At 58.2% G+C, this 21,839-nt stretch carries 20 protein-coding genes; 4 read left to right on the top strand and 16 right to left on the bottom strand.

Annotation, left to right across the window (positions count from 1 at the left end; all coding sequences use genetic code 11):
* The first annotated feature begins 3 nt into the window (after window positions 1–3).
* Window positions 4–1,233, top strand: a complete 1,230-nt coding sequence (locus ACR3E6_RS07665) for a peptidoglycan-binding domain-containing protein (RefSeq protein WP_480486568.1) — start codon at window positions 4–6, stop codon at window positions 1,231–1,233.
* Window positions 1,234–1,319: 86 nt separating this feature from the next.
* Here ACR3E6_RS07665 and nusG read toward each other — a convergent pair whose 3' ends face one another.
* The 10 genes from nusG to ccoN all read right to left on the bottom strand — a co-directional run bounded on the left by nusG (window position 1,320) and on the right by ccoN (window position 10,410).
* The gene (nusG, locus tag ACR3E6_RS07660; protein ID WP_152459924.1) at window positions 1,320–1,853 is read right to left on the bottom strand and encodes a transcription termination/antitermination protein NusG; all 534 of its coding nucleotides are present in this window, start codon (window positions 1,851–1,853) and stop codon (window positions 1,320–1,322) included.
* A 199-nt stretch (window positions 1,854–2,052) separates the two neighbouring features.
* Window positions 2,053–2,250, bottom strand: a complete 198-nt coding sequence (gene secE / locus ACR3E6_RS07655) for a preprotein translocase subunit SecE (protein ID WP_050605011.1) — start codon at window positions 2,248–2,250, stop codon at window positions 2,053–2,055.
* Between the two features lie 99 nt (window positions 2,251–2,349).
* On the bottom strand, window positions 2,350–2,508 hold the full coding sequence (gene ccoS / locus ACR3E6_RS07650) for a cbb3-type cytochrome oxidase assembly protein CcoS (protein WP_152459183.1): 159 nt from the start codon (window positions 2,506–2,508) through the stop codon (window positions 2,350–2,352).
* A 5-nt stretch (window positions 2,509–2,513) separates the two neighbouring features.
* Entirely contained in the window at window positions 2,514–4,691 is a 2,178-nt protein-coding gene (locus ACR3E6_RS07645; protein ID WP_480486565.1) for a heavy metal translocating P-type ATPase, read from the bottom strand.
* A gap of 2 nt (window positions 4,692–4,693) precedes the next feature.
* Complete coding sequence (locus ACR3E6_RS07640) at window positions 4,694–5,152, bottom strand: FixH family protein (RefSeq protein ID WP_171638250.1); 459 nt, start codon at window positions 5,150–5,152, stop codon at window positions 4,694–4,696.
* Window positions 5,153–5,154: 2 nt separating this feature from the next.
* Entirely contained in the window at window positions 5,155–6,582 is a 1,428-nt protein-coding gene (ccoG, locus tag ACR3E6_RS07635; protein WP_171638252.1) for a cytochrome c oxidase accessory protein CcoG, read from the bottom strand.
* A 419-nt stretch (window positions 6,583–7,001) separates the two neighbouring features.
* Window positions 7,002–7,865, bottom strand: coding sequence for a cytochrome-c oxidase, cbb3-type subunit III (ccoP, locus tag ACR3E6_RS07630; protein ID WP_171638254.1), 864 nt, complete (start codon window positions 7,863–7,865; stop codon window positions 7,002–7,004).
* Window positions 7,862–8,047 carry a CcoQ/FixQ family Cbb3-type cytochrome c oxidase assembly chaperone gene (locus tag ACR3E6_RS07625; protein ID WP_050605006.1) on the bottom strand — a complete coding sequence of 62 codons (186 nt, stop codon included), beginning with the start codon at window positions 8,045–8,047 and terminating at the stop codon, window positions 7,862–7,864. The genes ccoP and ACR3E6_RS07625 overlap by 4 nt, the downstream gene beginning before the upstream one ends.
* 12 nt (window positions 8,048–8,059) lie before the next feature.
* Window positions 8,060–8,788: a cytochrome-c oxidase, cbb3-type subunit II gene (gene ccoO, locus ACR3E6_RS07620; RefSeq protein ID WP_152459189.1), complete on the bottom strand. Its 729-nt coding sequence runs from the start codon at window positions 8,786–8,788 to the stop codon at window positions 8,060–8,062.
* A gap of 14 nt (window positions 8,789–8,802) precedes the next feature.
* Window positions 8,803–10,410, bottom strand: coding sequence for a cytochrome-c oxidase, cbb3-type subunit I (ccoN, locus tag ACR3E6_RS07615; RefSeq protein WP_171638257.1), 1,608 nt, complete (start codon window positions 10,408–10,410; stop codon window positions 8,803–8,805).
* Between the two features lie 200 nt (window positions 10,411–10,610).
* Here ccoN and ACR3E6_RS07610 point away from each other — a divergent pair, with 200 nt between their 5' ends.
* Window positions 10,611–11,450, top strand: coding sequence for a universal stress protein (locus tag ACR3E6_RS07610; protein ID WP_171638259.1), 840 nt, complete (start codon window positions 10,611–10,613; stop codon window positions 11,448–11,450).
* Window positions 11,451–11,502: 52 nt separating this feature from the next.
* Here ACR3E6_RS07610 and ACR3E6_RS07605 read toward each other — a convergent pair whose 3' ends face one another.
* Window positions 11,503–11,757 (bottom strand): GlsB/YeaQ/YmgE family stress response membrane protein, encoded by a 255-nt coding sequence (locus ACR3E6_RS07605; protein ID WP_152459192.1) that lies wholly within the window; start codon window positions 11,755–11,757, stop codon window positions 11,503–11,505.
* A gap of 70 nt (window positions 11,758–11,827) precedes the next feature.
* Window positions 11,828–12,571, bottom strand: coding sequence for a transcriptional regulator FnrL (gene fnrL / locus ACR3E6_RS07600; RefSeq protein WP_171638263.1), 744 nt, complete (start codon window positions 12,569–12,571; stop codon window positions 11,828–11,830).
* A 61-nt stretch (window positions 12,572–12,632) separates the two neighbouring features.
* Here fnrL and hemN point away from each other — a divergent pair, with 61 nt between their 5' ends.
* Both hemN and ACR3E6_RS07590 read left to right on the top strand, forming a co-directional pair.
* Entirely contained in the window at window positions 12,633–13,988 is a 1,356-nt protein-coding gene (gene hemN / locus ACR3E6_RS07595) for an oxygen-independent coproporphyrinogen III oxidase (protein ID WP_171725112.1), read from the top strand.
* A gap of 212 nt (window positions 13,989–14,200) precedes the next feature.
* Window positions 14,201–16,129 carry an elongation factor G gene (locus ACR3E6_RS07590; RefSeq protein ID WP_480486561.1) on the top strand — a complete coding sequence of 643 codons (1,929 nt, stop codon included), beginning with the start codon at window positions 14,201–14,203 and terminating at the stop codon, window positions 16,127–16,129.
* A 24-nt stretch (window positions 16,130–16,153) separates the two neighbouring features.
* Here the strand turns inward: ACR3E6_RS07590 and ACR3E6_RS07585 are convergent, their stop codons facing one another.
* The 4 genes from ACR3E6_RS07585 to ACR3E6_RS07570 are packed head-to-tail and all read right to left on the bottom strand — an operon-like array spanning window position 16,154 to window position 21,835.
* The gene (locus tag ACR3E6_RS07585) at window positions 16,154–17,731 is read right to left on the bottom strand and encodes an ABC transporter ATP-binding protein (protein WP_480486559.1); all 1,578 of its coding nucleotides are present in this window, start codon (window positions 17,729–17,731) and stop codon (window positions 16,154–16,156) included.
* The gene (locus ACR3E6_RS07580; RefSeq protein WP_209835521.1) at window positions 17,728–18,834 is read right to left on the bottom strand and encodes an ABC transporter permease; all 1,107 of its coding nucleotides are present in this window, start codon (window positions 18,832–18,834) and stop codon (window positions 17,728–17,730) included. Before ACR3E6_RS07580 ends, ACR3E6_RS07585 begins: the two co-directional genes overlap by 4 nt.
* Window positions 18,835–19,929, bottom strand: coding sequence for a microcin C ABC transporter permease YejB (locus ACR3E6_RS07575; RefSeq protein WP_152459198.1), 1,095 nt, complete (start codon window positions 19,927–19,929; stop codon window positions 18,835–18,837). It abuts the gene before it with no gap.
* A gap of 1 nt (window position 19,930) precedes the next feature.
* A complete protein-coding gene (locus ACR3E6_RS07570) occupies window positions 19,931–21,835 on the bottom strand; it encodes an extracellular solute-binding protein (protein ID WP_480486556.1) in 1,905 nt (634 codons plus the stop codon).
* Window positions 21,836–21,839 lie beyond the last annotated feature (4 nt).

The following is a 21,839-nucleotide window of genomic DNA, read 5'->3' as shown; positions in this document are numbered from 1 at the left end:
ATTATGATACTTCGTTTAGCTTTAATTCTTGGCATCGCCTTTTCTCTTGCTGCTGCCATCCCTCAAACGGCGCGGGCCGACGCTGGAGAGTTTCTCGGTGGTGCGGTCGTCGGCGGGATCGTTGGTTACGCAATCGGCAAGGACCAACAAAAGAAGAAATCTCAGAGAACAACTACATCGAACCGCACCTATCGGTCAGGCATTCCGTCGACCACGCAAGGCGCGCAAACCCAGACCGCGCTCAATTACTTCGGATACAATGCAGGAAGGGTCGATGGTCAGGTCGGTCGTGGCACCCGGTCCGCAATCGAACGCTATCAGGCCTCGATGGGTTATCCTATAAACGGCTATGATTTTCAGCCGTATCAGTATGATTTTCTGATGCAAGCCTACTATTGGGCCACAAGCGGTGGACAGGCAACGACTCAACTTGCGGGCCAACCGCTTCTGATGGCGTATCGCCGTCAGGTGCAGACGGGATCTGCTTTGGCTACTGCCCCTCAGGCGCCGGCACAAGCCGCCCCGGCACAACCTGTTCCGGTTGCGACACCGCAAGAACCTGAGCCGGAGACAACCGAAACAACGTCTGCCAGCCTGCCGAGCCTGTTTTCCGGCGGCACCGGAGGCCCGTCGCTGGCCAATCGCTGTAGCGGGGTCATGCTGCAAACATCTACCAATGGCGGCTATACGACCCTGGCGAACATGTCCGATCCCGACTTTGCGCTCAGCGAGCAGTTCTGTCTTGCCCGCAGCTACGCGATGGCGCGCGGTGAAGATCTGATTCAGGATATCCAGGGGCTGACGCCGGAGCAGGTGAGTGCTCAATGCGACTCGTATGGTGAAATGGTGGCGCCTCAGGTTGATGCTCTGTCTATCAATTCGAAAACCGAGGCTGAAACCCAGATGCGCAAGCTGGCGCTGGACTCGGGCCTCAGCCCCCAAGACCTTGCCGCGACAAGTAAGGTTTGCCTTGCGATTGGCTATCGTCAGGACAACATGGATGCCGCGCTTGGGTCTGCCCTGATGTTGGTCGCAATGGGTGAGCCCGCCTATGGCGAACTGATTGGCCACCATCTGCGCGAAGGCTTCGGTGTACAGAAACGTCGCGATCTTGCGATGCAGTGGTATGACGCGAGCCTGTCGGCCCTGGACGCCGGATCGCAGGCTGTGTTCCTGCCCTCGCAGACCGACCGCCCGCAACTTTTGCGCGCGGCCATGGTGCAGGCGCAATAGGTCGACACGTTTTCAGCGAATACCCAAACAAAAAACGCCGCGTTGCCCTTGGCATCGCGGCGTTTCAATTCTCGAGGAGTGTTTCCTCAGCTCTGCTTGGTGACCTGCGTGAAATCCAGCTCGACCGGAGTTTCCCGGCCGAAGATCGAAACCGAAACCTTCAGCTTCTGGTTTTCGTCGTCCACACCTTCGACCATGCCGTCGAAATCTTCGAACGGGCCATCGTTGACTTTGACCTTCTCACCGACCTCGAAGCTGATCATCAGCTTGGGTGCTTCTTCACCTTCCTGAACACGGTTCAGGATCTGGTTCACTTCGGCGTCGCGCATCGGCATCGGGCGGCCTTGCGGGCCCAGGAAACCGGTGACGCGGTTGATCGAGTTGATCAGGTGGTACCCCTGATCCGACATTTCCATATGCACCAGAACGTAACCAGGCATAAATCGGCGTTCGGTCGTGACCTTCTTGCCCCGGCGCACTTCGATCACCTCTTCGGTGGGCACCAGAACTTCGTCGATATCGTCCTCAAGGCCCTGTTCAGCCACCGACGTGCGGATCTGTTCTGCGATCTTCTTTTCGAAATTCGAAAGAACGCTGACCGAGTACCACCGTTTCGCCATGAACCTGTCGTCCTTGTTTGTCTTCGGGGTATCAAGCGTACCGGACACACCCGTCATTAAAATCTTGCCACGCCATCCGGAATAAAAAGCGGCGCGCAGCCCGAATCGCCACACGCCCATTCCGAATAGTACCGCGTCACCTACTCTGACATTGCCCGCAGCGCAAGGGGGCAGAGACGTTTCAGCGCGCTGATCCCGTCTAGCTGAAAGCACCCAGGATCAGTTGAAGACCACCCCGGATACCCAAATCGACCAAAGCGAAAAATACAGCCGTCAGCGCCGCCATGATGAAGACCATTACCGTGGTCAACAGCACCTCGCGCCGGGTCGGCCAGACGACCTTGGAGACTTCGGCACGGACTTGCTGAATGAACTGGATCGGATTGGTGGTGGCCATTTGGCGTGTTCTCTCTGCTAGCGGATGGGCCGGACATAGCCGGGCATTGCGGCAATTTCAAGGGCAGTTGGTTCAACTCTGCCTCTATGGGGCATTCGTTCAGGGTTTGGGTTTGTCATCCCATTCGTCGCTCAGGATCCGGCGCGCGTCACCTTCGGGGTCTTCGTACTGGTTCGTACGAACGGTATATACGAAGGCCGCCAGACCAACGCCCCCCAGGAACAGGGAAATCGGGATCAGATAAGCAAGCACTTCCATTCAGATTACCTCAACCGCAGGGCGTTCAGGGACACGGTAATGGACGAGGTCGACATCGCCAAGGCCGCGATCAGCGGTGTCGCCAGTCCGATCACGGCCAGAGGAACGGCGATCACGTTGTAAACGGTTGCGATCTGGAAGTTTTCGCGAATGCGTCTGGTGGCTTTGACGGCCGTGTCACACGCATCCGCAATGGGCGAAAGATCATTGCCCAACAGCACGATATCTGACGCGACCCGCGCCGCATCCAGCGCAGAGGCCGGAGAGATCGACACATGCGCCGCCGCCAAAGCGGCGGTATCGTTCAGCCCGTCGCCAACCATCAGAACTTTGTGGCCTTCATCGCTGAGATCCTGAATGCGTCTTGCCTTGTCCTGCGGCAAAGCCTCGGCAATCCAATCCGCAATTCCCAGTTTTTCCGCCAAGGCGCGCACCGCCCCCTGCGAATCCCCTGAAATCAGAAGTACACGCTTGCCCGAAGCACGCAGGGCATCCACCGCCTCAGCGGCGCCCGGGCGCAACGCGTCCGAGAATCGGAAGGCCACGGGTGCGTCCTCGCCGATTGCCAGCCAGGCCGAAGTGTCTGTGCCCTGATCCGCGCCGACCCAGGCCGCCCGCCCCAGACGAACACGCTGACCACGGAATTCGCCCTCGGTGCCATAGCCGGGAACCTCGGCTACTCCCCGCACATTTGCTGGTTTGATGCCTGCCGCACGCGCCGCTTTTGCCAATGATACGGACAAGGGATGTGCAGAAGCCTCGGCCAGCGCCAGAGCGACCTCGACCTTGGCCCGTGCATGGTCTGCCAGATTGACCAGTTCCGGTGCGCCGGATGTCAGCGTTCCCGTCTTGTCGAATACAACTGTGTCAGCTTCGGACAGCCGTTCCAGTGCCGTGGCGTGCTTGATCAGCATTCCCTTGCGGAACAACCGGCCCGACGCGGCCGTGGTTACCGCTGGCACGGCCAGACCCAACGCACAGGGGCAGGTAATAATCAGAACAGCCGCCGCGATGTTCAGCGCCGTGCGCAAATCACCGGAATAGATGTACCACCCAACAAAGCTGAGCGCCGACAGAATGTGAACGCCGGGCGCATACAGCTTGGCAGCCTTATCGGCCAACGAGGTGTACCGGGACCGGCCAGACTCGGCGATGGCGACCAGATCAGCCATACGATGGAGCGACGTGTCTTCCCCGACCGCCGTTGCCCGGATTGTCAACGGACCCGTCAGGTTGACTTCACCCGCGCTCACAGCCTGCCCGGCCTCGGCAAAGACTGGCACCGTCTCGCCCGTCAGAAGGGATCGATCCAGTTCGGACTGACCCGACACGATCTGGCCGTCCACGGGCATGCGCCCACCCGGTCGGACAAGGATCAGATCACCGACGCGCAACTCGGCAACGGGAACTTCATCTTCAACCCCATCGGCGACACGAACGGCGCGGGGAACTTCCAACGCGGTCAATTCTTCGGCCGCAGATCGCGCCGCGGCACGGGTGCGGTAATCCAGATACCGTCCGGCCAGCAGAAAGAAGGTCAATGTCAGGGCTGCGTCGAAATAGGCATGCTCGCCGCTCAACGCGGTTTCCCACAGCGACGTGACCAGCGCCAACAGGATCGCCAGTACAATCGGCACATCCATATTCAGCCGTCGCACGCGCAGGGCGCTCCAGGCATTGGCAAAGAACGGCTGGGCCGAGAACGCAATGGCCGGCAGCGCGATGGCCGCTGAAATCCAGTGGAACATGTCCCGCGTTGCATCCGTCGCACCGGACCAGACCGACACCGACAGCAACATCACGTTCATGGATGCAAACCCGGCCACGGCCAGCCGCATCAGAAGATCACGCCCGGCCTTGTCCGTCTGGGTTGCGGACAAAGCCCCCGGATCAAGCTCATGTGCTTCGAATCCTGCCTGTTCAAGCACCGGGATCAGATCGCTTGCACGCGTTTCCGGCGTGGCTTTGATCATCGCGCGTTTGAGCGTCAGGTTCACCCGGGCGTCTTCGACACCGGGATGCGCGTTCAGTTCACGCTCGACCGTCGCGATACAGGCCGAGCAATGAATGCCCGGCAGCGACAAAGCGATCTGCACATCCTCCGGTATGGGCCGGGCCGGTTCTGCCGGGGCCGCAAGGCAGCCCGGGCAGGCTGCTGTGCCGGATGAAAGCTGAGCCGTCATGCTTACCCCTTTACGTAAAGCGGGACGCGCTGCGAGAATTCGGCGCCGTTTCCGTCACGCGCCACCAACCGGATGTTCCAGTTGCCCTTGCCCAGTGTAGCAGGCGTGGCATAGGCTGTACCGTCGAACGTAAAATCCGGCACGAAGTCGTCGCGCACATGGGTTGCCCGACCGACCACGGCCTGCAATTCGCTCACCTCAACCGGCGCACCGCTTTCGTCGGTGATGTGCAGGATCAGAAGGCCGCCTTTGGTTTCCGCCCGAACTGTCCAGCCCAGCGCCTGCTGCTCTTTCAGGCGCTCGTTGAACTCCTGGCTGGCGACGTAGGAGTTCTTGACCTCCAGCCCGGGAAAGGTTTTCACCGCATTGTACGCCAGCACGAGGTTCACCGCGATGATCACGCCAAAAGCGCCGACAAACACGGCAAGGGCGTGCTTTCCGGTGAATTTACGTTCGGCCATGATCAGTTCCCTCGTCCGTTGAACGTGGTGTCCTTGTATGCGCGTTCGCCGCTGCTGAGGTCTTCGACCCAGATCCGTACTGGTGTCGCATCTGCTGCGGCCGGATCGCTATTGCGGGAGGCCACGATATATACACGGGTCAATTGTGCCGTATCCGCCGTGACATTCACAGTATCGATATTGGTTCCCTCGATTTCCAGTCGCATCGCCGGATCGCCCGCCAATGACAGTTTGAAAAGACGGTCCTCACCGTGCTTGTTGCGCAGACGAACGTCATAGGTGTTGCGGATTGTACCGTCCGACAGGGTGACGAAAGTGGGGTTGCGAACCGGTGCAACAGTCAGATCAATGTCAGAACGGATGAAGAGCGCAAACAGCAGCCCGAACCCGACCAGCGCCCACAATGCGGTGTACAAAATCGTACGCGGCCTCAGAATGTGCTTCCAGACATTCTTGGCGGGCTCGCCGGATCGCTCGTGGGCTTCATCGCTTAGCGCCATGTAGTCGATCAGCCCTCGTGGCTTGCCGATCTTGGCCATCATGTCATCACACGCGTCGATACAAAGGGCACAGGTGATACATTCCAGCTGCTGGCCATCCCGAATATCGATCCCGACAGGGCAGACATTCACGCAGGCCATACAGTCGATGCAATCCCCCAACTCAGAATCGGCCGTCCGCTTGCCTTTGCCGCGCGGTTCACCCCGCCATTCGCGATAGCCGACAACCAGCGTGTCCTCATCCATCATGGCCGCCTGAATGCGCGGCCAAGGGCAGGCATAGATACAGATCTGCTCGCGGGCGAACCCGCCGAAGAAGAAGGTTGTACCCGTCAGGATCAACATCGTCGTATAGGCAACGGGATGCGCGTTGCCCGTCACAAGATCACGGGCCAGCGTGGGTGCATCCGCGAAATAGAACACCCAGGCACCACCTGTCGCCAAACCGATCAGAAACCAGACCGCCCATTTGGTGACCCGCAAGCGAGCCTTTCGGAAATCAAGCTTTTCCTGACGGTGCAGGCGCAGGCGGGCGTTTCTGTCGCCTTCAATCCACCGCTCGACCAGAATGAACAGGTCCGTCCAGACGGTTTGCGGGCATGCATATCCGCACCAAACGCGACCCAGAGCCGACGTAAACAGGAACAGACCCAAACCTGCCATGATCAGCAGACCAGCGACAAAGTAGAATTCGTGCGGCCAGATCTCGATCCAGAAGAAATAAAAACGTCGATTTGCAAGATCCAGCAGGACAGCCTGATCAGGCAGGCTGGGGCCGCGATCCCATCTGATCCAGGGCGTCACATAGTAAATGCCCAGCGTCACGATGAGGATGATCCATTTCAGGTTTCGAAACGGCCCCGAAACACGTCTTGGAAAAATCGGCTCACGCGCGGCGTAAAGGCTGGGGGCGGGATCGGAATCGCTCACTGGCTGGCTCCACAAATGGGTCTTCTGAAGACGTCTTGTTCCAGATCATGCCTAGGCGAACTTTGACATGGGTCAAAAAGCGCATCGAGCAAACATCTTTTGAAGATCCGCCCTTCTTACCGAGGCTGGAAATCAGGTATTTTACCCGATTTTGAGCCTATTTTGGCGGAAAATCTGCTTGTGGCGCGATACCAGCTGCACGTGGTACATGCAGTTTTCCAAGTACCGACCAATTGTCGCAGCCCCGGGTCAGCCCTGCCCGAACGCGGGTGATAAGCCGTCGTTGCAAAGAACGGAATGGCAAAACAAAAGGAATTCAGTGTAAAAAAGCACCGGCTGTTCAGGAAACGCGCGAACAGATGGAACAGCCGGTGCTACAGCCTTCGGGCGGCCAGCCGCCCGAAGGTGCCCTCTAGGTCTTACTGGCCACCACCCAACTGGTGGACATAGGCGGATACCGCACGGATCTGCGCCTCGGTCAGGCGGGTATCCCAGTTCGGCATGACGCCAAAGCGGCTGTAGGTCACTGTTTCGGTCAGAGCTTCTTCGCTACCGCCATAAAGCCAGATCGCGTCGGTCAGGTTCGGCGCCCCCTGGAAGATGTCACCTTTGCCATCTTCACCATGGCAGGACACGCAGTTGTCTTCGAAGACAACCTTGCCCGCCTGTGCCGCCGCGTCATCGGTCTGAGCATTGCTCAGCGACATGACATACTGAACCACCTGCGTGATTTCGTCATGCTCCAGGATTTCACCGAAGGCAGGCATCTCGGAATAGCGCGCATCGTCACTTTCTTCGTTCCGGATACCATAGCTGACGGTGTAGACGATATCTTCCATCGTACCACCCCACAGCCAGGCGTCATCCAGCAGGTTCGGGAAACCCGGCGCGCCCTGCGCACCGGAACCGTGGCACTGCGCACACCATGTACGGAACACGGCACCGCCAGAGTTCACGGCATATTGCTGAAGCTCAGCGTCCTGCGCGATGTCTTCCAGCGGTGTTTCCACCAGTTTGGCGTTCCAGGGTGCATTTGCCTCTTCGAATGCGACCATCTCCTGCTGGACCAAAGCCCGAGAAGACCAGCCCATGACGCCGGCGGTGGCCGACTGGACCAGGGGCCATGCTGGATACATAATCGTGTAGATCACGCCCCAGAAGATAGTGGCGTAGAAGGTCCACAGCCACCAGCGCGGCATCGGGTTGTCGAACTCTTCGATCCCGTCCCAGCTGTGCCCGGTTGTGTTCGGATCACCCGGCTGTTTTTCAGGTGTCTTGCTCATTGCCGCGCCTCCTTGGATGTGGCGGGTTTGTCTTGATGCCGGAAGGGGATGTTGGCGGTGTCCTTGTATTCCTTGCTGGCACCGGGGCGGAAAACCCAGATGACGATACCAACGAAGAAGGCGAACAACAGCAGCAGCATCCAGCTATCCGCGAACTGCCTGAGAATTGTGTATTCTTCCATCACGATCCTCCTTTAGCGGCTTGCGTCCGGGGTGAAGGTCGAGAAATCGACCAACGTGCCCAGCATCTGAAGATAGGCAACCAACGCATCAGCTTCGGTCAACTCGGGCTGGCCGTCGAAGTTGCGCACGTTGACCTTGTCACCATAGCGCTCCAGCAGCCCGTCATAGTCGCTGTCCGGGTCAGCCTGAGCGAGGAAGTCGGCTTGTGCGTTTTCCAGCATCTCTTCGGAATAAGGCGTCCCGACCAGAGCATTGGCGGCCATCACATCACCGATGTACTTGCCGTCAATTTTGCGATGTTCGAGGAAGCCGTATTTCGGCATCACCGATTCAGGCACAACGGATTGCGGATCCCGCAGGTGGTCGACATGCCATTGATCGGAATAGCGGCCACCGACACGCGCCAGATCCGGTCCGGTCCGTTTGGACCCCCACTGGAACGGGTGATCGTACATCGATTCCGCCGCCAGCGAGTAGTGGCCATAGCGTTCGACCTCATCCCGCATCGGACGGATCATCTGACTGTGGCAGACATAGCAGCCTTCGCGGATGTAGATCTCGCGACCCGCCATCTCGAGGGGGGTGTAAGGGCGCATGCCCTCCACCTTTTCGATTGTGTTCTCAAGATAGAACAGCGGGGTGATCTGTACGATGCCACCGATGGTCACGACCAGAAAGCTGAAGATCAGCAGGAGGGTCGCGTTGGTCTCGAGGATCTTGTGTTTGTCGAGAATTGCCATTGCTCCGGCCCTCCTTATTCAGCCGGGACCGCGACGGTCAGGCTGGCCTCTTTGGCCGGCGCTTTCCGCACAGTCATCCACAGGTTGTAGCACATGATCAGCGAACCGGCGACGAACATCACGCCACCCAGAGCACGCACCACATACATCGGGAACTTGGCAGCCACGGTGTCGGCGAACGAGTTCACCAGGAAGCCGTTGGCATCCACTTCGCGCCACATCAGGCCTTCCATGATACCGGTGACCCACATCGACGCGGCGTAAAGCACGATACCGATGGTGGCGAGCCAGAAGTGCCAGCTGACCATTTGCAGCGAGTACAGACGCTCACGCTTCCACAGGACAGGCACAAGGAAGTACAGCGCACCAAAGGTGATCATGCCGTTCCAGCCCAACGCGCCCGAGTGCACGTGACCAATTGTCCAGTCGGTGTAGTGGCTCAGCGAGTTCACCGCGCGAATCGACATCATCGGGCCTTCGAAGGTGGACATGCCGTAGAAGCCGACCGAGATCACCATCATCCGGATCACAGGGTCGGTGCGCAGCTTGTCCCACGCGCCCGACAGGGTCATCAGACCGTTGATCATACCACCCCAGGACGGCATCCACAGGATCACCGAGAACACCATGCCCAGCGTCGAGGCCCAGTCAGGTAGCGCAGTATAATGCAGGTGGTGCGGGCCGGCCCAGATGTACAGGAAGATCAGCGCCCAGAAGTGGATGATCGACAGCTTGTACGAGAACACCGGACGCTCGGCCTGCTTCGGAATGAAGTAGTACATCATGCCCAGGAAGCCGGCAGTCAGGAAAAAGCCCACCGCGTTGTGGCCATACCACCACTGGATCATGGCATCCTGCACGCCCGACCAGACGATGACCGATTTCGAACCCCAGATGCTGACAGGAACGGTCATGTTGTTGACCAGATGCAGCATGGCGACGGTGACGATAAAGGCCAGATAGAACCAGTTGGCCACATATATGTGGGGTTCTTTCCGCTTTATGATCGTACCCAAGTAGACAGCCAGATAGGCGACCCAGACAATGGTCAGCCACAGATCGACATACCATTCAGGTTCGGCATATTCCTTGGACTGCGTTCCGCCCAGAACATAACCCGTCGCCGCCAGCACGATGAACAGCTGATAGCCCCAGAAAACGAACCAGGCCAGATTGCCGCCCCAAAGCCGCGCCGCGCTGGTACGCTGAACGACGTAGAACGACGTTGCGATCAATGCGTTGCCGCCAAAGGCAAAAATCACTGCCGACGTATGCAGCGGACGCAAACGACCGAAATTCAGATACCCCTGTGCCCATTCAAAGTTCAGCACCGGAAAAGCCAGCTGAAATGCGATGAAGGTCCCGGCCAGAAACCCGATCACGCCCCAGAAGGCGGTTGCGATCACGCCATAGCGGATCACGTCATCCATGTATTCGCCCGAGCGGTCGACTAGAATATCTGGCTCGTCAGTGTTTCGAAGCGTCCAGATAAACAGGCCACCGGCGATAAGCATCACCAGCAGTGCATGTACCTGATACGCCAAATCGCGTGCATAATTGGTTCCGATCGCTGCAAACAGCGCGATCAGACCAAGCACGATCAGCTTGATGTAATTCGACATATTGCGTCCCTTTGCCATGCCCCGCGCGTTTTTGATTCTTATACGCGCGAAACCCATTTGACTGGCTGCCGTTCTGAAGCACGGCGGCTGTTACTGCTTTGATCTGTATCAAGACAGTTCTGCGTTTTCTGTGACACGCATTGTAAAGGAAACAGGCCAACTGGTCACATGAGACCAAATGCCCGAATCATGAGGTCGCAATGACTTACAAATCTCTACTCACTGTCATGACCGAAACGCAGACAGCACCCGCCGCTCTGGCGCAGATGGTGGCCCTGGCGGAATCGCAGGATGCACATGCCGAAGCCCTGTGCCTTGGCGTCGATCGCAGTCAGACAGGTTACTACTATGCGGGTGCCAATGCGCTGATCGTTCAGGAAACACTGAGCCGGGCCAACGCCGAGGCCCAGGAGCTGTTAAACTTTGCCAATGACTACCTTGGCAAGTCCGGCGTTCGCTGGTCCGCCGAGCATGGTGTCGCGCAGATTGCCGATATCGGACGCCATGTCGCGCATAGGGCACGGTTTTCCGATCTGGTGGTCCTGCCGCACCCTTATGGAAAAGACCGCGGTGCCGAGGCCGAGCCCATCATCGAAGCCGCCATGTTCGAAGGGCATTGCCCGGTTCTGGTCGTACCGGACGACGTCGAGCCCCTGACGGTGCCGCGCAATATCATGATAGGTTGGAACGAAAGCGTAGAGGCCATGTGCGCCATTCGTCACGCCCTGCCCTTCCTGAAACAGGCCGAGCTGGTCCGAATCGTGGTCATCGATCCGCCTCGCCATGGTCCGGACCGGTCTGATCCGGGCGGAATGCTGTCACAGATGCTGTCCCGTCACGGGGTCAAATGTGAGATTGATGTGCTAAGCAAAAGCATGACGCGCGTGTCGGATATTCTCAACCGTCACGCATCCGATACAGAATCGGATCTGATCGTCATGGGCGCTTACGGTCATTCCCGTTTTCGCGAGGCCATTCTGGGCGGCGCAACACGCAACATGCTGGAGCAGTCTGGCGTACCGGTATTCCTGGCCCATTGATACGCCCATCAAAAGCCGCCCGACTTGGCGGCTTTTGTCATCCTCTCTTTTGTCATCCTCTGCGGATCAGGCCTATCAGGAACAACAGGATCACGGCACCTGCTGTTGCGAATAGGATAGACGACAACAGGCCGCCGCCAACGGCAAATCCAAGCGCCGGAAATATCAACCCCGCCAGAAACGCGCCTACGATTCCGACAACTATGTTTCCGAAAAGGCCAAAACCCCTGCCCTCCATGATCTTTCCGGAAAGCCAACCGGCGATTGCGCCGACCAAAAGCATTGCCAACAAACTGGTAAATTCCATGCCGAGCTCCTGAATTAGATATCCCGCGAAAAAGACTGCGGCGGCTGTCAGTGGTCAAAAGCCTATTACGTCAGACCGGAAAGCCGCCATCCGAATCGTCACCCGCCTCTTCCATCAGGCGGCCCAGATCGGGGATGGTCACGTGCCGCTTTCCTTCAAGCGTGATCACCCCGTCTTTTTTCAAAGCTGATATCTGGCGACTGACCGTTTCCAATGTCAAACCCAGGTAATCCGCCATTGCTTCTCGGGTCAGGGGCAGGTCGAACACAATGGGTCCTGATACAGCTTTTTGACTGATTGAACCGTCCCGGCGGGCGATAATTGACAACAAACTGGCAATCTTCTCACGCGCCGTTTTGCGCCCCAGAACCAGCATCCACTCGCGGGCGGCATCAAGCTCGTCCAAAGTCATCTGCAAAAGACGATGGGCGATATGCGGGGTGTGGTCCATCAACTCTTCGAACGGTTTCTTGCGGAAACAGCACATCACGACATCCGTCGTAGCCTGAACATCATAAGGCGCAGTATCGCGACCCGGGCGGCCAACAAAGTCGCTTGGCAGCAGCAGACCAACCATTTGGGTGCGGCCATCTTCCATCGTCTGGGTCAACGACGCGATTCCGGCCACAACCGAGCCGACAAAACTCATCTGATCCCCAGACCAGATAATCGTCTGACCCGCCTCAAAACTGCGGTAATATTTAATGCTTTCAAGCTCTTCCAGCTCATCGGCATCACAACGGGCACAGACGGCGCGATGACGAATCGGGCAATCTCCGCAATTTGAATGGTCAAATTGTGCTTTTACTGTCATGCGCGTTCCCACTTGATCTCCATCAAAGCACCTGTGTCGCCTGTCGCATAAGGGTATCGCCATGATAGTGAAACCACAATTGGCAAAGCTTGGACTTTTTGACGCGAAAGTACCGCGTTACACAAGCTACCCCACCGCCCCCCACTTCAACAACGACGTGGGAGCAGATATGTTTGGCGACTGGATTTCCGGGATCAAACCCGGCAGTGCAATTTCGCTGTACATTCATGTCCCATTCTGCCGCAGGTTATGCTGGTTCTGCGCCTGCCGGACACAAGGCACACAAACCGACAACCCGGTAATCGCCTATGTCGATGTTCTGAAGGCCGAACTGGACCTTCTGGCGGCACGTCTGCCTGAGGGTGTGGTCCTGTCGCGTCTGCACTGGGGCGGCGGCACACCAACGTTGCTGAACGCCCAATTGATGCGCGAATTGGCACAACACATCCTGGGTATCGTCCCCATGGGGCCGGATGCCGAATTCTCGGTCGAGATCGATCCGAACGAGATTGACGAGGCGCGTCTGGATGCGCTGGCTGACGCGGGCATGAACCGCGCCTCGATTGGGGTGCAGGATTTCGATGACGAAATCCAGAAAACCATAGGCCGTATTCAAAGCTATGACACCACGCGCGACGCTATCGACATGATCCGTGAACGTGGCATCACCAGCCTGAATGCGGATATTCTTTACGGCCTGCCACATCAGACCAAGGCGCGCATGACGGAAAGCGTACAGAAACTCCTGTCGCTCAGCCCGGATCGCGTGGCACTTTATGGTTATGCCCACGTACCCTGGATGGCCAAGCGGCAGCAGCTGATTCCGTCGGACGCACTGCCAACGCCCGAACAACGTCTTGAACTGTTCGACACAGCCCGGCGTTTGTTCCTTTGGGACAATTATGCCGAAATCGGCATCGACCATTTCGCCACTCAGGATGACGGGCTGACCCACGCGTTGCGCGCGGGCCGCCTCAAGCGGAACTTCCAGGGTTACACCGACGATCAGGCCGATGTTCTGATTGGTGTCGGGGCCAGCTCGATCTCGCGCTTCCCGCAAGGTTACGCGCAGAACGCTCCGGCCACCTCTGCCCATACCAAAGCCATTCGCGATGGGCAGTTTTCGACATCCCGAGGGCACCTTTTCAAAGGTCAGGACATTCTGCGTGCCCGCCTGATCGAAGCATTGATGTGCGATTTCAAGATCGACTCAGCAGAAATCCTGCGGGATCACGATATTTCAGCCTCTGACCTGGACGAGATGTATCACGCAGCCAATGCATCTTTCGACGGGATGCTGCAAATCACTGAAGCCGGGCTTTTCATACCGCCCGAAGCGCGCGCGCTGACCCGGATGATCGCCCGCAGCTTTGACGCCTATGACCTCAGCAAAGCCGGGCACAGCTCGGCCATCTGACCCTTTTTCGGCGGGCAACATTCGGCCCGTGACGCGCAAAAAACATCAGGGGCTTGACGCACGCCTGCGGTTTTTCCCACACTCATGCTGTAGGGCGGCATCTCGCTCTGCGGTCTGAGGCGGGCAAAATACAGACAACCCTTGTCGGCGCCAACGCGTCGGTCGGTCCCTTTCGTGTAGCCAATCTGCAACCTGAAAGAGGGACAACACTCATGCGCGTTTTCACCGTCCTCGGGCCCAGCCAATCGGGCAAATCTACGCTTGTCGAGGCCATCAGCCGCCTCGACGGGCGCCCCACCACATTCGATGTTTCCGGAACCGTGCATTTGCACGGTTTTTCTTACCTGGACGAGCCCTGGTGCGCGATCGACGTCGATGGGGGCGGCGATGCGCTGGCCTATGTTGGCCCCGCAATGGCGATTTCGGACGCCGCCGTGGTCGTGGTGCCCCCAGACCCAAATGCCGCCGTTCTGTGCGCGCCCTACCTGCGGTTGGTCGAAGAGGCCGGCATCCCCTGTTTTCTGTTCATCAACCGGATGGACAACCCCAATGGCCGCGTCCGCGATATCATCGCCGCTCTGCAAACATACTGCACCCACCACATTGCCCTGCGTCAGGTACCGATCCGCGAAGGGGATACGATCATCGGGGCGGTTGATCTGATCTCGGAACGGGCCTGGAAATATCAGGAGGGTCAGCCCTCGGCCCTGATCGAACTGCCTCAATCCGTCGAAGACCGCGAGCAGGAAGCGCGAACCGAGCTGCTCGAAACCCTGTCCGATTTTGATGACAACCTGCTGGAACAACTGATCGAAGACAAACAACCGCCAAGTGGCGAGGTCTATGATCTGGCGGCACAGGTTTTGCAGAACCATCAGTTGATTCCCGCCTGCCTGGGTGCCGCAAGTCACGGCAACGGGCTGACGCGTCTGATGAAGGCGCTGCGGCACGAAGCCCCCGAATTTGACATCGCCGCCGGGCGCGACGAGGCCGCTGACAGCGCCCGCGCCATTGCCGGTTTCGCGGATGTCAAAAAACACATCGGAAAAATCGTGGTTCTGCGCGGCCTGGGGGACGGCGTGCAAGCCCATGAAGCCTTGGGCGGTGAGACCGTCGGCAATCTGACAACGCTGGATGCCAAAACCCAGATCGCCACGCTGGAGGCCGGGCAGATTGGTCTGGCGGTGAAATCCGATCACCTCGAACCCGGCTACCTCTACGACAGCAATTCGGCGACGGAACTGCCGGAATGGGCGGCCTCGCATCCGGTGGCGCATCGTCAGATCGTCTCGCCCGCGCATGAGCGGGACGATGTGCGCCTGTCAAACGCCCTGAGCCGCTTGGCCGAAATCGACCCTGGCCTTCACCTGCAACAGGATGAGCTTACCGGCCATGCCGTTCTTGGGTCTCAAGGTCCGCAGCACATGCGACGCGTGACCGCCAAGCTGGCCGAGGATTTCGGGATCGAGATTGAAGCCGACCCGGTCGAAACCGCCTATCGCGAAACCATCCGAACACCTGTCGAACATCGCCACAGACACCGCAAACAATCCGGCGGGGCTGGGCAGTTCGCGGATGTGGTGATCTCGGTCGCGCCGCTGCCGCGCGGATCTGGGTTCCAGTTCGAAGAGGTGGTCAAGGGCGGCGCGGTGCCCAAGAATTACATTCCATCCGTGGAACAGGGCGCCAGAGACGCGCTGGAGCAAGGACCCGAGGGTTTTCCGGTGGTGGATGTGAAGGTCACGCTGCATGACGGCAAGCATCACAACGTAGACAGTTCGGATTATGCCTTCCGTACCGCGGGCAAGAACGCCGTGCGCGAAGCGCTGCCTCAGGCCAAGCCCGTTGTTTTGCAGCCGATCCTGAACGCTGAAATCCACCTGCCTTCTGATTTTGTCGGCGACCTCGTGCCGACGATCAGCTCTCTGCAAGGGCAGGTTCTGGGATTTGAGGGCAACCCGAACGCATCAGGCTGGGAGATTTTCAACGCTCTGATTCCCTCCGTTGCCGAAGATGAGTTGCATCGCACTCTTGCCAGTGCCACGCGCGGAACCGGGTGGGTCAAGCTGAGCTTTGATCACTATGAAGAACTGCGCGGGCCGGTGCCGAAAACGGCGGCCAAAGAAAAAGCCAGCGCCTGATGGCCTGACGATGGCGGGCTGATCTCAGCCCGCCGCAGCAATCAATTCGCGGGTATAGTCGGTCTGGGCATTTTCGAACAAATCCTCGGCCGTGCCCATTTCAACCACATCTCCGTTTCGCATGACGATCACCTTGTGCGACATCGCCCGCACAACTTTCAGGTCATGGCTGATGAACAGATACGCCAGCCCGTATTTCTTTTGCAGATCGCGCAGCAGATCGACGATCTGAACCTGAACCGTCATGTCCAGCGCGCTGGTCGGTTCGTCCAGAACCAGCAGCTTGGGCCGCAAGACCATCGCGCGCGCAATGGCTATGCGCTGACGCTGACCGCCCGAAAACTCGTGCGGATATCGGTCCATGGCCGCAGGATCCAGGCCCACTTCGGTCATCACCTCAGCGACCAGCTCGCGCGGCGCGCGATGAGGATCAATGTTGTGAATGGCCAGACCTTCCGCGATGATCTGCTGACAGGTCATGCGTGGGCTGAGGCTGCCGAACGGGTCCTGAAACACGATCTGCATATCCTTGCGCAGCCGGCGCAATTCGCTGGTAGACCATCTTCGCACATCCTGATCGCGGAAGGTGATGCCGCCTTCGGACGCGATGAGGCGCATGATCGCAAGCGCCAGCGTGGTCTTACCCGACCCGCTTTCGCCCACGATCCCCAAGGTCTCACCCGCGCGTACACTCAGCGTGGCGTCATTCACCGCCTTCACATAGCCGACCGTGCGTTTCAGAAACCCGCGCTGGATCGGGAACCAGACTTTCAGATGATCCGTACGCGCGACTTCCTCGGCATCTGTTGCAACGGCGTCTGGCTGACCCGAAGGTTCCGCGGCCAGGAGCTTGCGGGTATAGGGGTGCTGCGGGTTGTCGAAGATCTCGGCGGTCGCGCCGGTCTCGACGATCTCACCATCCTTCATCACGCAAACCCGGTCGGCGATGCGCCGCACAATGCCCAGATCGTGGGTGATGAACAGCATCCCCATGTTTTCGGATTTCTGCAAACTGGCCAGCAACTCGAGGATCTGTGCCTGAATGGTTACATCCAACGCCGTCGTCGGTTCATCGGCGATCAGGATGTCCGGCTTGTTCGCCAGCGCCATGGCGATCATCACGCGCTGCCGCTGTCCGCCAGACAACTGGTGCGGATAGCTGTCCAGCCGGTCTTCGGGGTCGCGGATACCGACCTTGTTCAACAGTTCAAGAATTCGTTCGCGCGCGACATCGCCCGTGACCCCCTGATGCAGGGCCAGCGATTCCGCCATCTGCTTCTGGATCGTGTGCAGCGGGTTCAGCGATGTCATCGGCTCCTGGAAAATAAAGCTGATGTCATTGCCGCGCACATCCATCAGGCGTTGCTCCGAGGCGCCGATCATCTCCTGCCCGTCATAGGTGACGGACCCTTCGACGATCGCGCTGTCGCCCAGCAACGATACGGTGCTGAGCGCGGTGACAGATTTGCCCGACCCGGATTCGCCCACCAGCGCCACGGTTTCCCCGCGATCGACATGGAATGACACGCCCCGAACCGCAGCACTGATCCGACCGTCCTGCCGGAACGAGACTTTCAGGTTGTTTACATCCAGCAGGCTCATGAGAAAGTCTTTCTGGGATCGAACGCATCCCGTACGCCTTCAAAGATGAAGACCAGCAGGGACAGCATGATAGCAAAGGTGAAAAAGGCCGTGAAAGCCAGCCATGGGGCCTGAAGGTTCTGTTTTGCCTGCAAGGTGAGCTCCCCCAGCGAGGGGGCCGAAGACGGCAGACCAAAACCCAGATAATCCAGCGAAGCCAGCCCGCCTATGGTGCCCGTGACGATGAAGGGCATGAAGGTCAGCGTGGCCACCATTGCGTTGGGCAGCATGTGGCGGAACATGATCGTCATGTTGCCCACACCCAATGCCCGTGCAGCGCGCACATATTCAAGGTTTCGCGCCCGCAGGAATTCTGCGCGCACCACGCCAACCAGCCCGGTCCAGCTGAACAGGATCATCAACGCGACCAGCAGCCAGAAACTTCGCCCCAACACCGCGAACATGATGATGATGACATAAAGCGACGGGGTTGCGGACCAGATCTCGATGATCCGCTGAAAGATCAGATCTAGCCAACCGCCGAAGAAACCCTGTACGGCACCGGCGAAAATACCGATCAGGCTGGCAGCACCCGTCACCAGCAGCGTGAACAGGATCGACAGGCGGAAGCCGTAAATCACCCGTGCCAGCACATCGCGCTTGGTGTCATCGGTGCCCAGCAGGTTCTGGCCGTTGGGCGGCAAGGGTGCAGCCCCGGGGCGGTCCACAGACGTGTTGTAGGAATAAGGGATCAGCGGCCAAAGCGACCAGCCACGCTCGAACCCCTCCGCCTGGAACGTACCGGCGTCGATCTGTTCGATAATGCCTTCGGGATCGTCAAAACAGTCTTCCAGGCCGCCGCTGTCTATCAGACACTGAACCTCGGGGTCGCGATAGATCGCCTCTGTCTGGAAGTCTCCGCCAAAATCGGTTTCCGCGTAGAAGTTGAAGACCGGCATGTAGAACTCGCCCCGGTATTTCACCAGAATCGGTTTGTCATTGGCGATGAACTCGGCAAACAGCGACAGGCCGAACAACACGGCGAAGATGATCAACGACCAGAAGGCGCGCTTGTTGCGGCAAAAGTTGCTCCAGCGGCGCTGGTTCAGGGGGGACAATGCCATTTACCCCTCCCGCTTTTCAAAATCGATGCGCGGGTCGACCAGCACATACATCAGATCGCTGATGATGCCGACCACCAGCCCCATCAGGCCAAAGATGAACAGCGTGCCGAAAATCACCGGGTAATCCCGCGCCACGGCGGCTTCAAAACCCAGACGTCCTAGACCATCAAGTGAGAAGATCGTTTCGATGATGATCGAACCTCCGAAGAACACGCCGATGAACACGGCCGGAAATCCGGCTATGACGATCAGCATCGCGTTGCGGAACACATGGCCATACAGCACTTTGCGTTCGCTCAGGCCTTTGGCGCGGGCGGTCATGACATATTGCTTTTTGATTTCATCGAGAAACGAGTTCTTGGTCAGCAGCGTCAATGTCGCAAAGGCCGAGATCGTCAGCGCGATGGTCGGCAACGCGATATGCCAGAAATAATCTGCGATTTTGCCAAAAAGACTCAGGCTGTCCCAGTTGTCAGATGTCAGCCCCCGAAGCGGGAAGATCTGCCAATAGGATCCACCGGCGAAAAGCACCAACAGCAGAATGGCAAACAAGAAGCCAGGGATCGCATAGGCCACGATGATCGCTGCGCTGGTCCACGTGTCGAACTGCGAACCGTCCCTGATCGCCTTGCGAATGCCCAGAGGGATCGAAACCAGATAGGCGATAAGCGTTGACCACAGGCCCAGCGAGATCGAGACCGGCATTTTCTCGAGCACCAGATCAATCACGCTGATCGAGCGGAAATAGCTCTCGCCGAAGTCCAGCGTCAGATAGTTGCCCATCATGATCAGAAAACGTTCCAGGGGCGGTTTGTCGAAGCCGAATTCCTTTTCAAGTTCAGCAATGAACTCGGGCGGCAGGCCCCGTGCACCGACATATTTGTCGTCGAAAACGCCGCCCGCCGGCTCTGACCCCGCGCCGGCATCGCCCGCACCCGCAAAACCGGCGAAAACATCCCCCTGACCTTCGATCTGGGCAATGATCTGTTCAACCGGCCCGCCAGGCACGAATTGTACCAGCGTGAAGTTGACGATCATGATGCCCAGAAGGGTCGGGATGATCAGCAACAAACGTCTTAGAATATAGGCGCCCATGTTATCGCAGCGCGCCTTTCGCTTTCAGTGCAGCCTCTTTTTCCGGATTGATCCACCACAGATCCAAATAGCCCAGCGAATAAGGCGGCAGGTTTTCCGGGTATTCATACATATCGTAATATGCCACCCAGTGGTCAGCGATGTATCCTACGGGGATCACGAAGAACTCGTACCGCAAAGCGCGATCCAACGCCTTCAACGCCATGTCCTGATCCGCCTGATTGTCAGTATCAAAGGATGCTTCGATGATTGCGTCAACCAATGGGCTTGCCAATCCGGCCGGGTTGAAAAGACTGAATGCGGCCTCTTCCGACCCGTACATCTGGCTCAACCCGCCACCGGTCGACAAAAAAGACCCGTAACGAGTGGAATAGACCATGTCATAGTCCCGCTCGCGGCTGCGCAGCGTGTATTGCGCCGGGTCAACCTTTTCCGCCGACGCATCCACGCCAATGGCTTGCAGGTTCTGGACATAGGTTTCAATCATCGTGGCCGTCGAAGTCGGCAGGTTTGAAGGATAGGGGATATTAACCTTCAGTGTCTGCCCTTCCGCGTTACGCCGCACGTTGCCATCGCCGACCGGCCACCCGGCCTCGTCCAGCAGTTTCGCGGCTTTTCGCAGATTTCTGCGATCGTTCAGGCGCGCGGGGTTTGACTCGTGAACCGTCACGGCAGGTTCTGAAAGAAGGTCCTCGGGCACAACCTCACCCAGCGTTTGAAGAAACGCCAGTTCATCGCCCTCGGGCAGGCCTTGCGCTTCCAGCGGGGTGCCTTGTGTAAAGGAATTGCGCGGTGAATTCAAACCAAACAGCAGGGATTCATTTGCCCATTCGAAATTGAAGGCCAAGGCAAGGGCCTTGCGTACGTTCTTGTCGGAAAACTGCGGTTTTCCGAGATTGAAGACGAAGCCGGACGGTGTTGGCGGGCTGCCATCCGGTATCTCGTCCCGTACGATCACACCTTCGTTCAGCTTCGGAAAATCATACGCCGTCGCCCAAAGCTTGGGATCACTTTCAATCCGCAACGTGTATTCACCGGCCTTGAACCCCTCGAACGCCGCTGTCTGATCGGCGAAATACTCGACGCGAATGGTATCGAAATTGTTGCGACCGACATTGAATGGCAGATCCTTACCCCAATAGTCGTCACGTCGCTTGTAAACGATACGGCGATTGATGTCATAGCTGTCGAGTTTATAGGGACCCGAGCCGACCGCCACTTCCAGACGCGGCTCATCCAGACGCCGGGACTCGTCCGCCTCGAACCATGCTTTCGAAAAGACGGGGGTCGACCCGACGGTCTCGATCAAACTGCGGCGGGTGACTTCCGGATTGAACGTGAATTTGACCGTGTGATCATCCAGCGCTTCGGCCCCCGTCACCATGCGGCCCACGGCTTGGGCGTAGGAAGGCAGGCCCTGTTCGATGAACAGGCGATGGCTGTAGACAACATCTTCGGCCGTCACCGGCGTGCCATCCCAAAAGGTTGCTTCGGGTCGCAAATGGAAAATGACGTAGTTGCGCCCTTCATCATATTCCAGACTTTCCGCCAGCACGCCGTAATACTGCCCGACACCGTCATCAGAGCTTTCGAACAGGCGGTCATATTGCAGCGTCGTCAAGGCGCCTGCGCGCCCCTTGCGGGAATAGGGATTCAAGGAATCGAACGTCCCCGAAGCCGCCAAGGACAACTCACCACCTTTGGGCGCATCTGGATTCACGTAATTCAGATGCGGATAGTCAGCAGGGTAATCCAGATTGCCGAAATACGAATATCCATGACTGCGGGTAACCCCCTCATCCAATGCCAAAGCAGCTTGCGGTGAGAGCAGAACAGCACAAAGCCCGAATATGCCAGCCAATGGCCTGACCTTAAGATCACATGCAGCAGGCATTAGGGATATCATGGGG

The organism is Ruegeria sp. AL3, assembly GCF_056536065.1.
The sequence above is the reverse complement of the archived record's forward strand: the minus strand, read 5'-3'. Positions and strand labels throughout refer to the sequence as shown.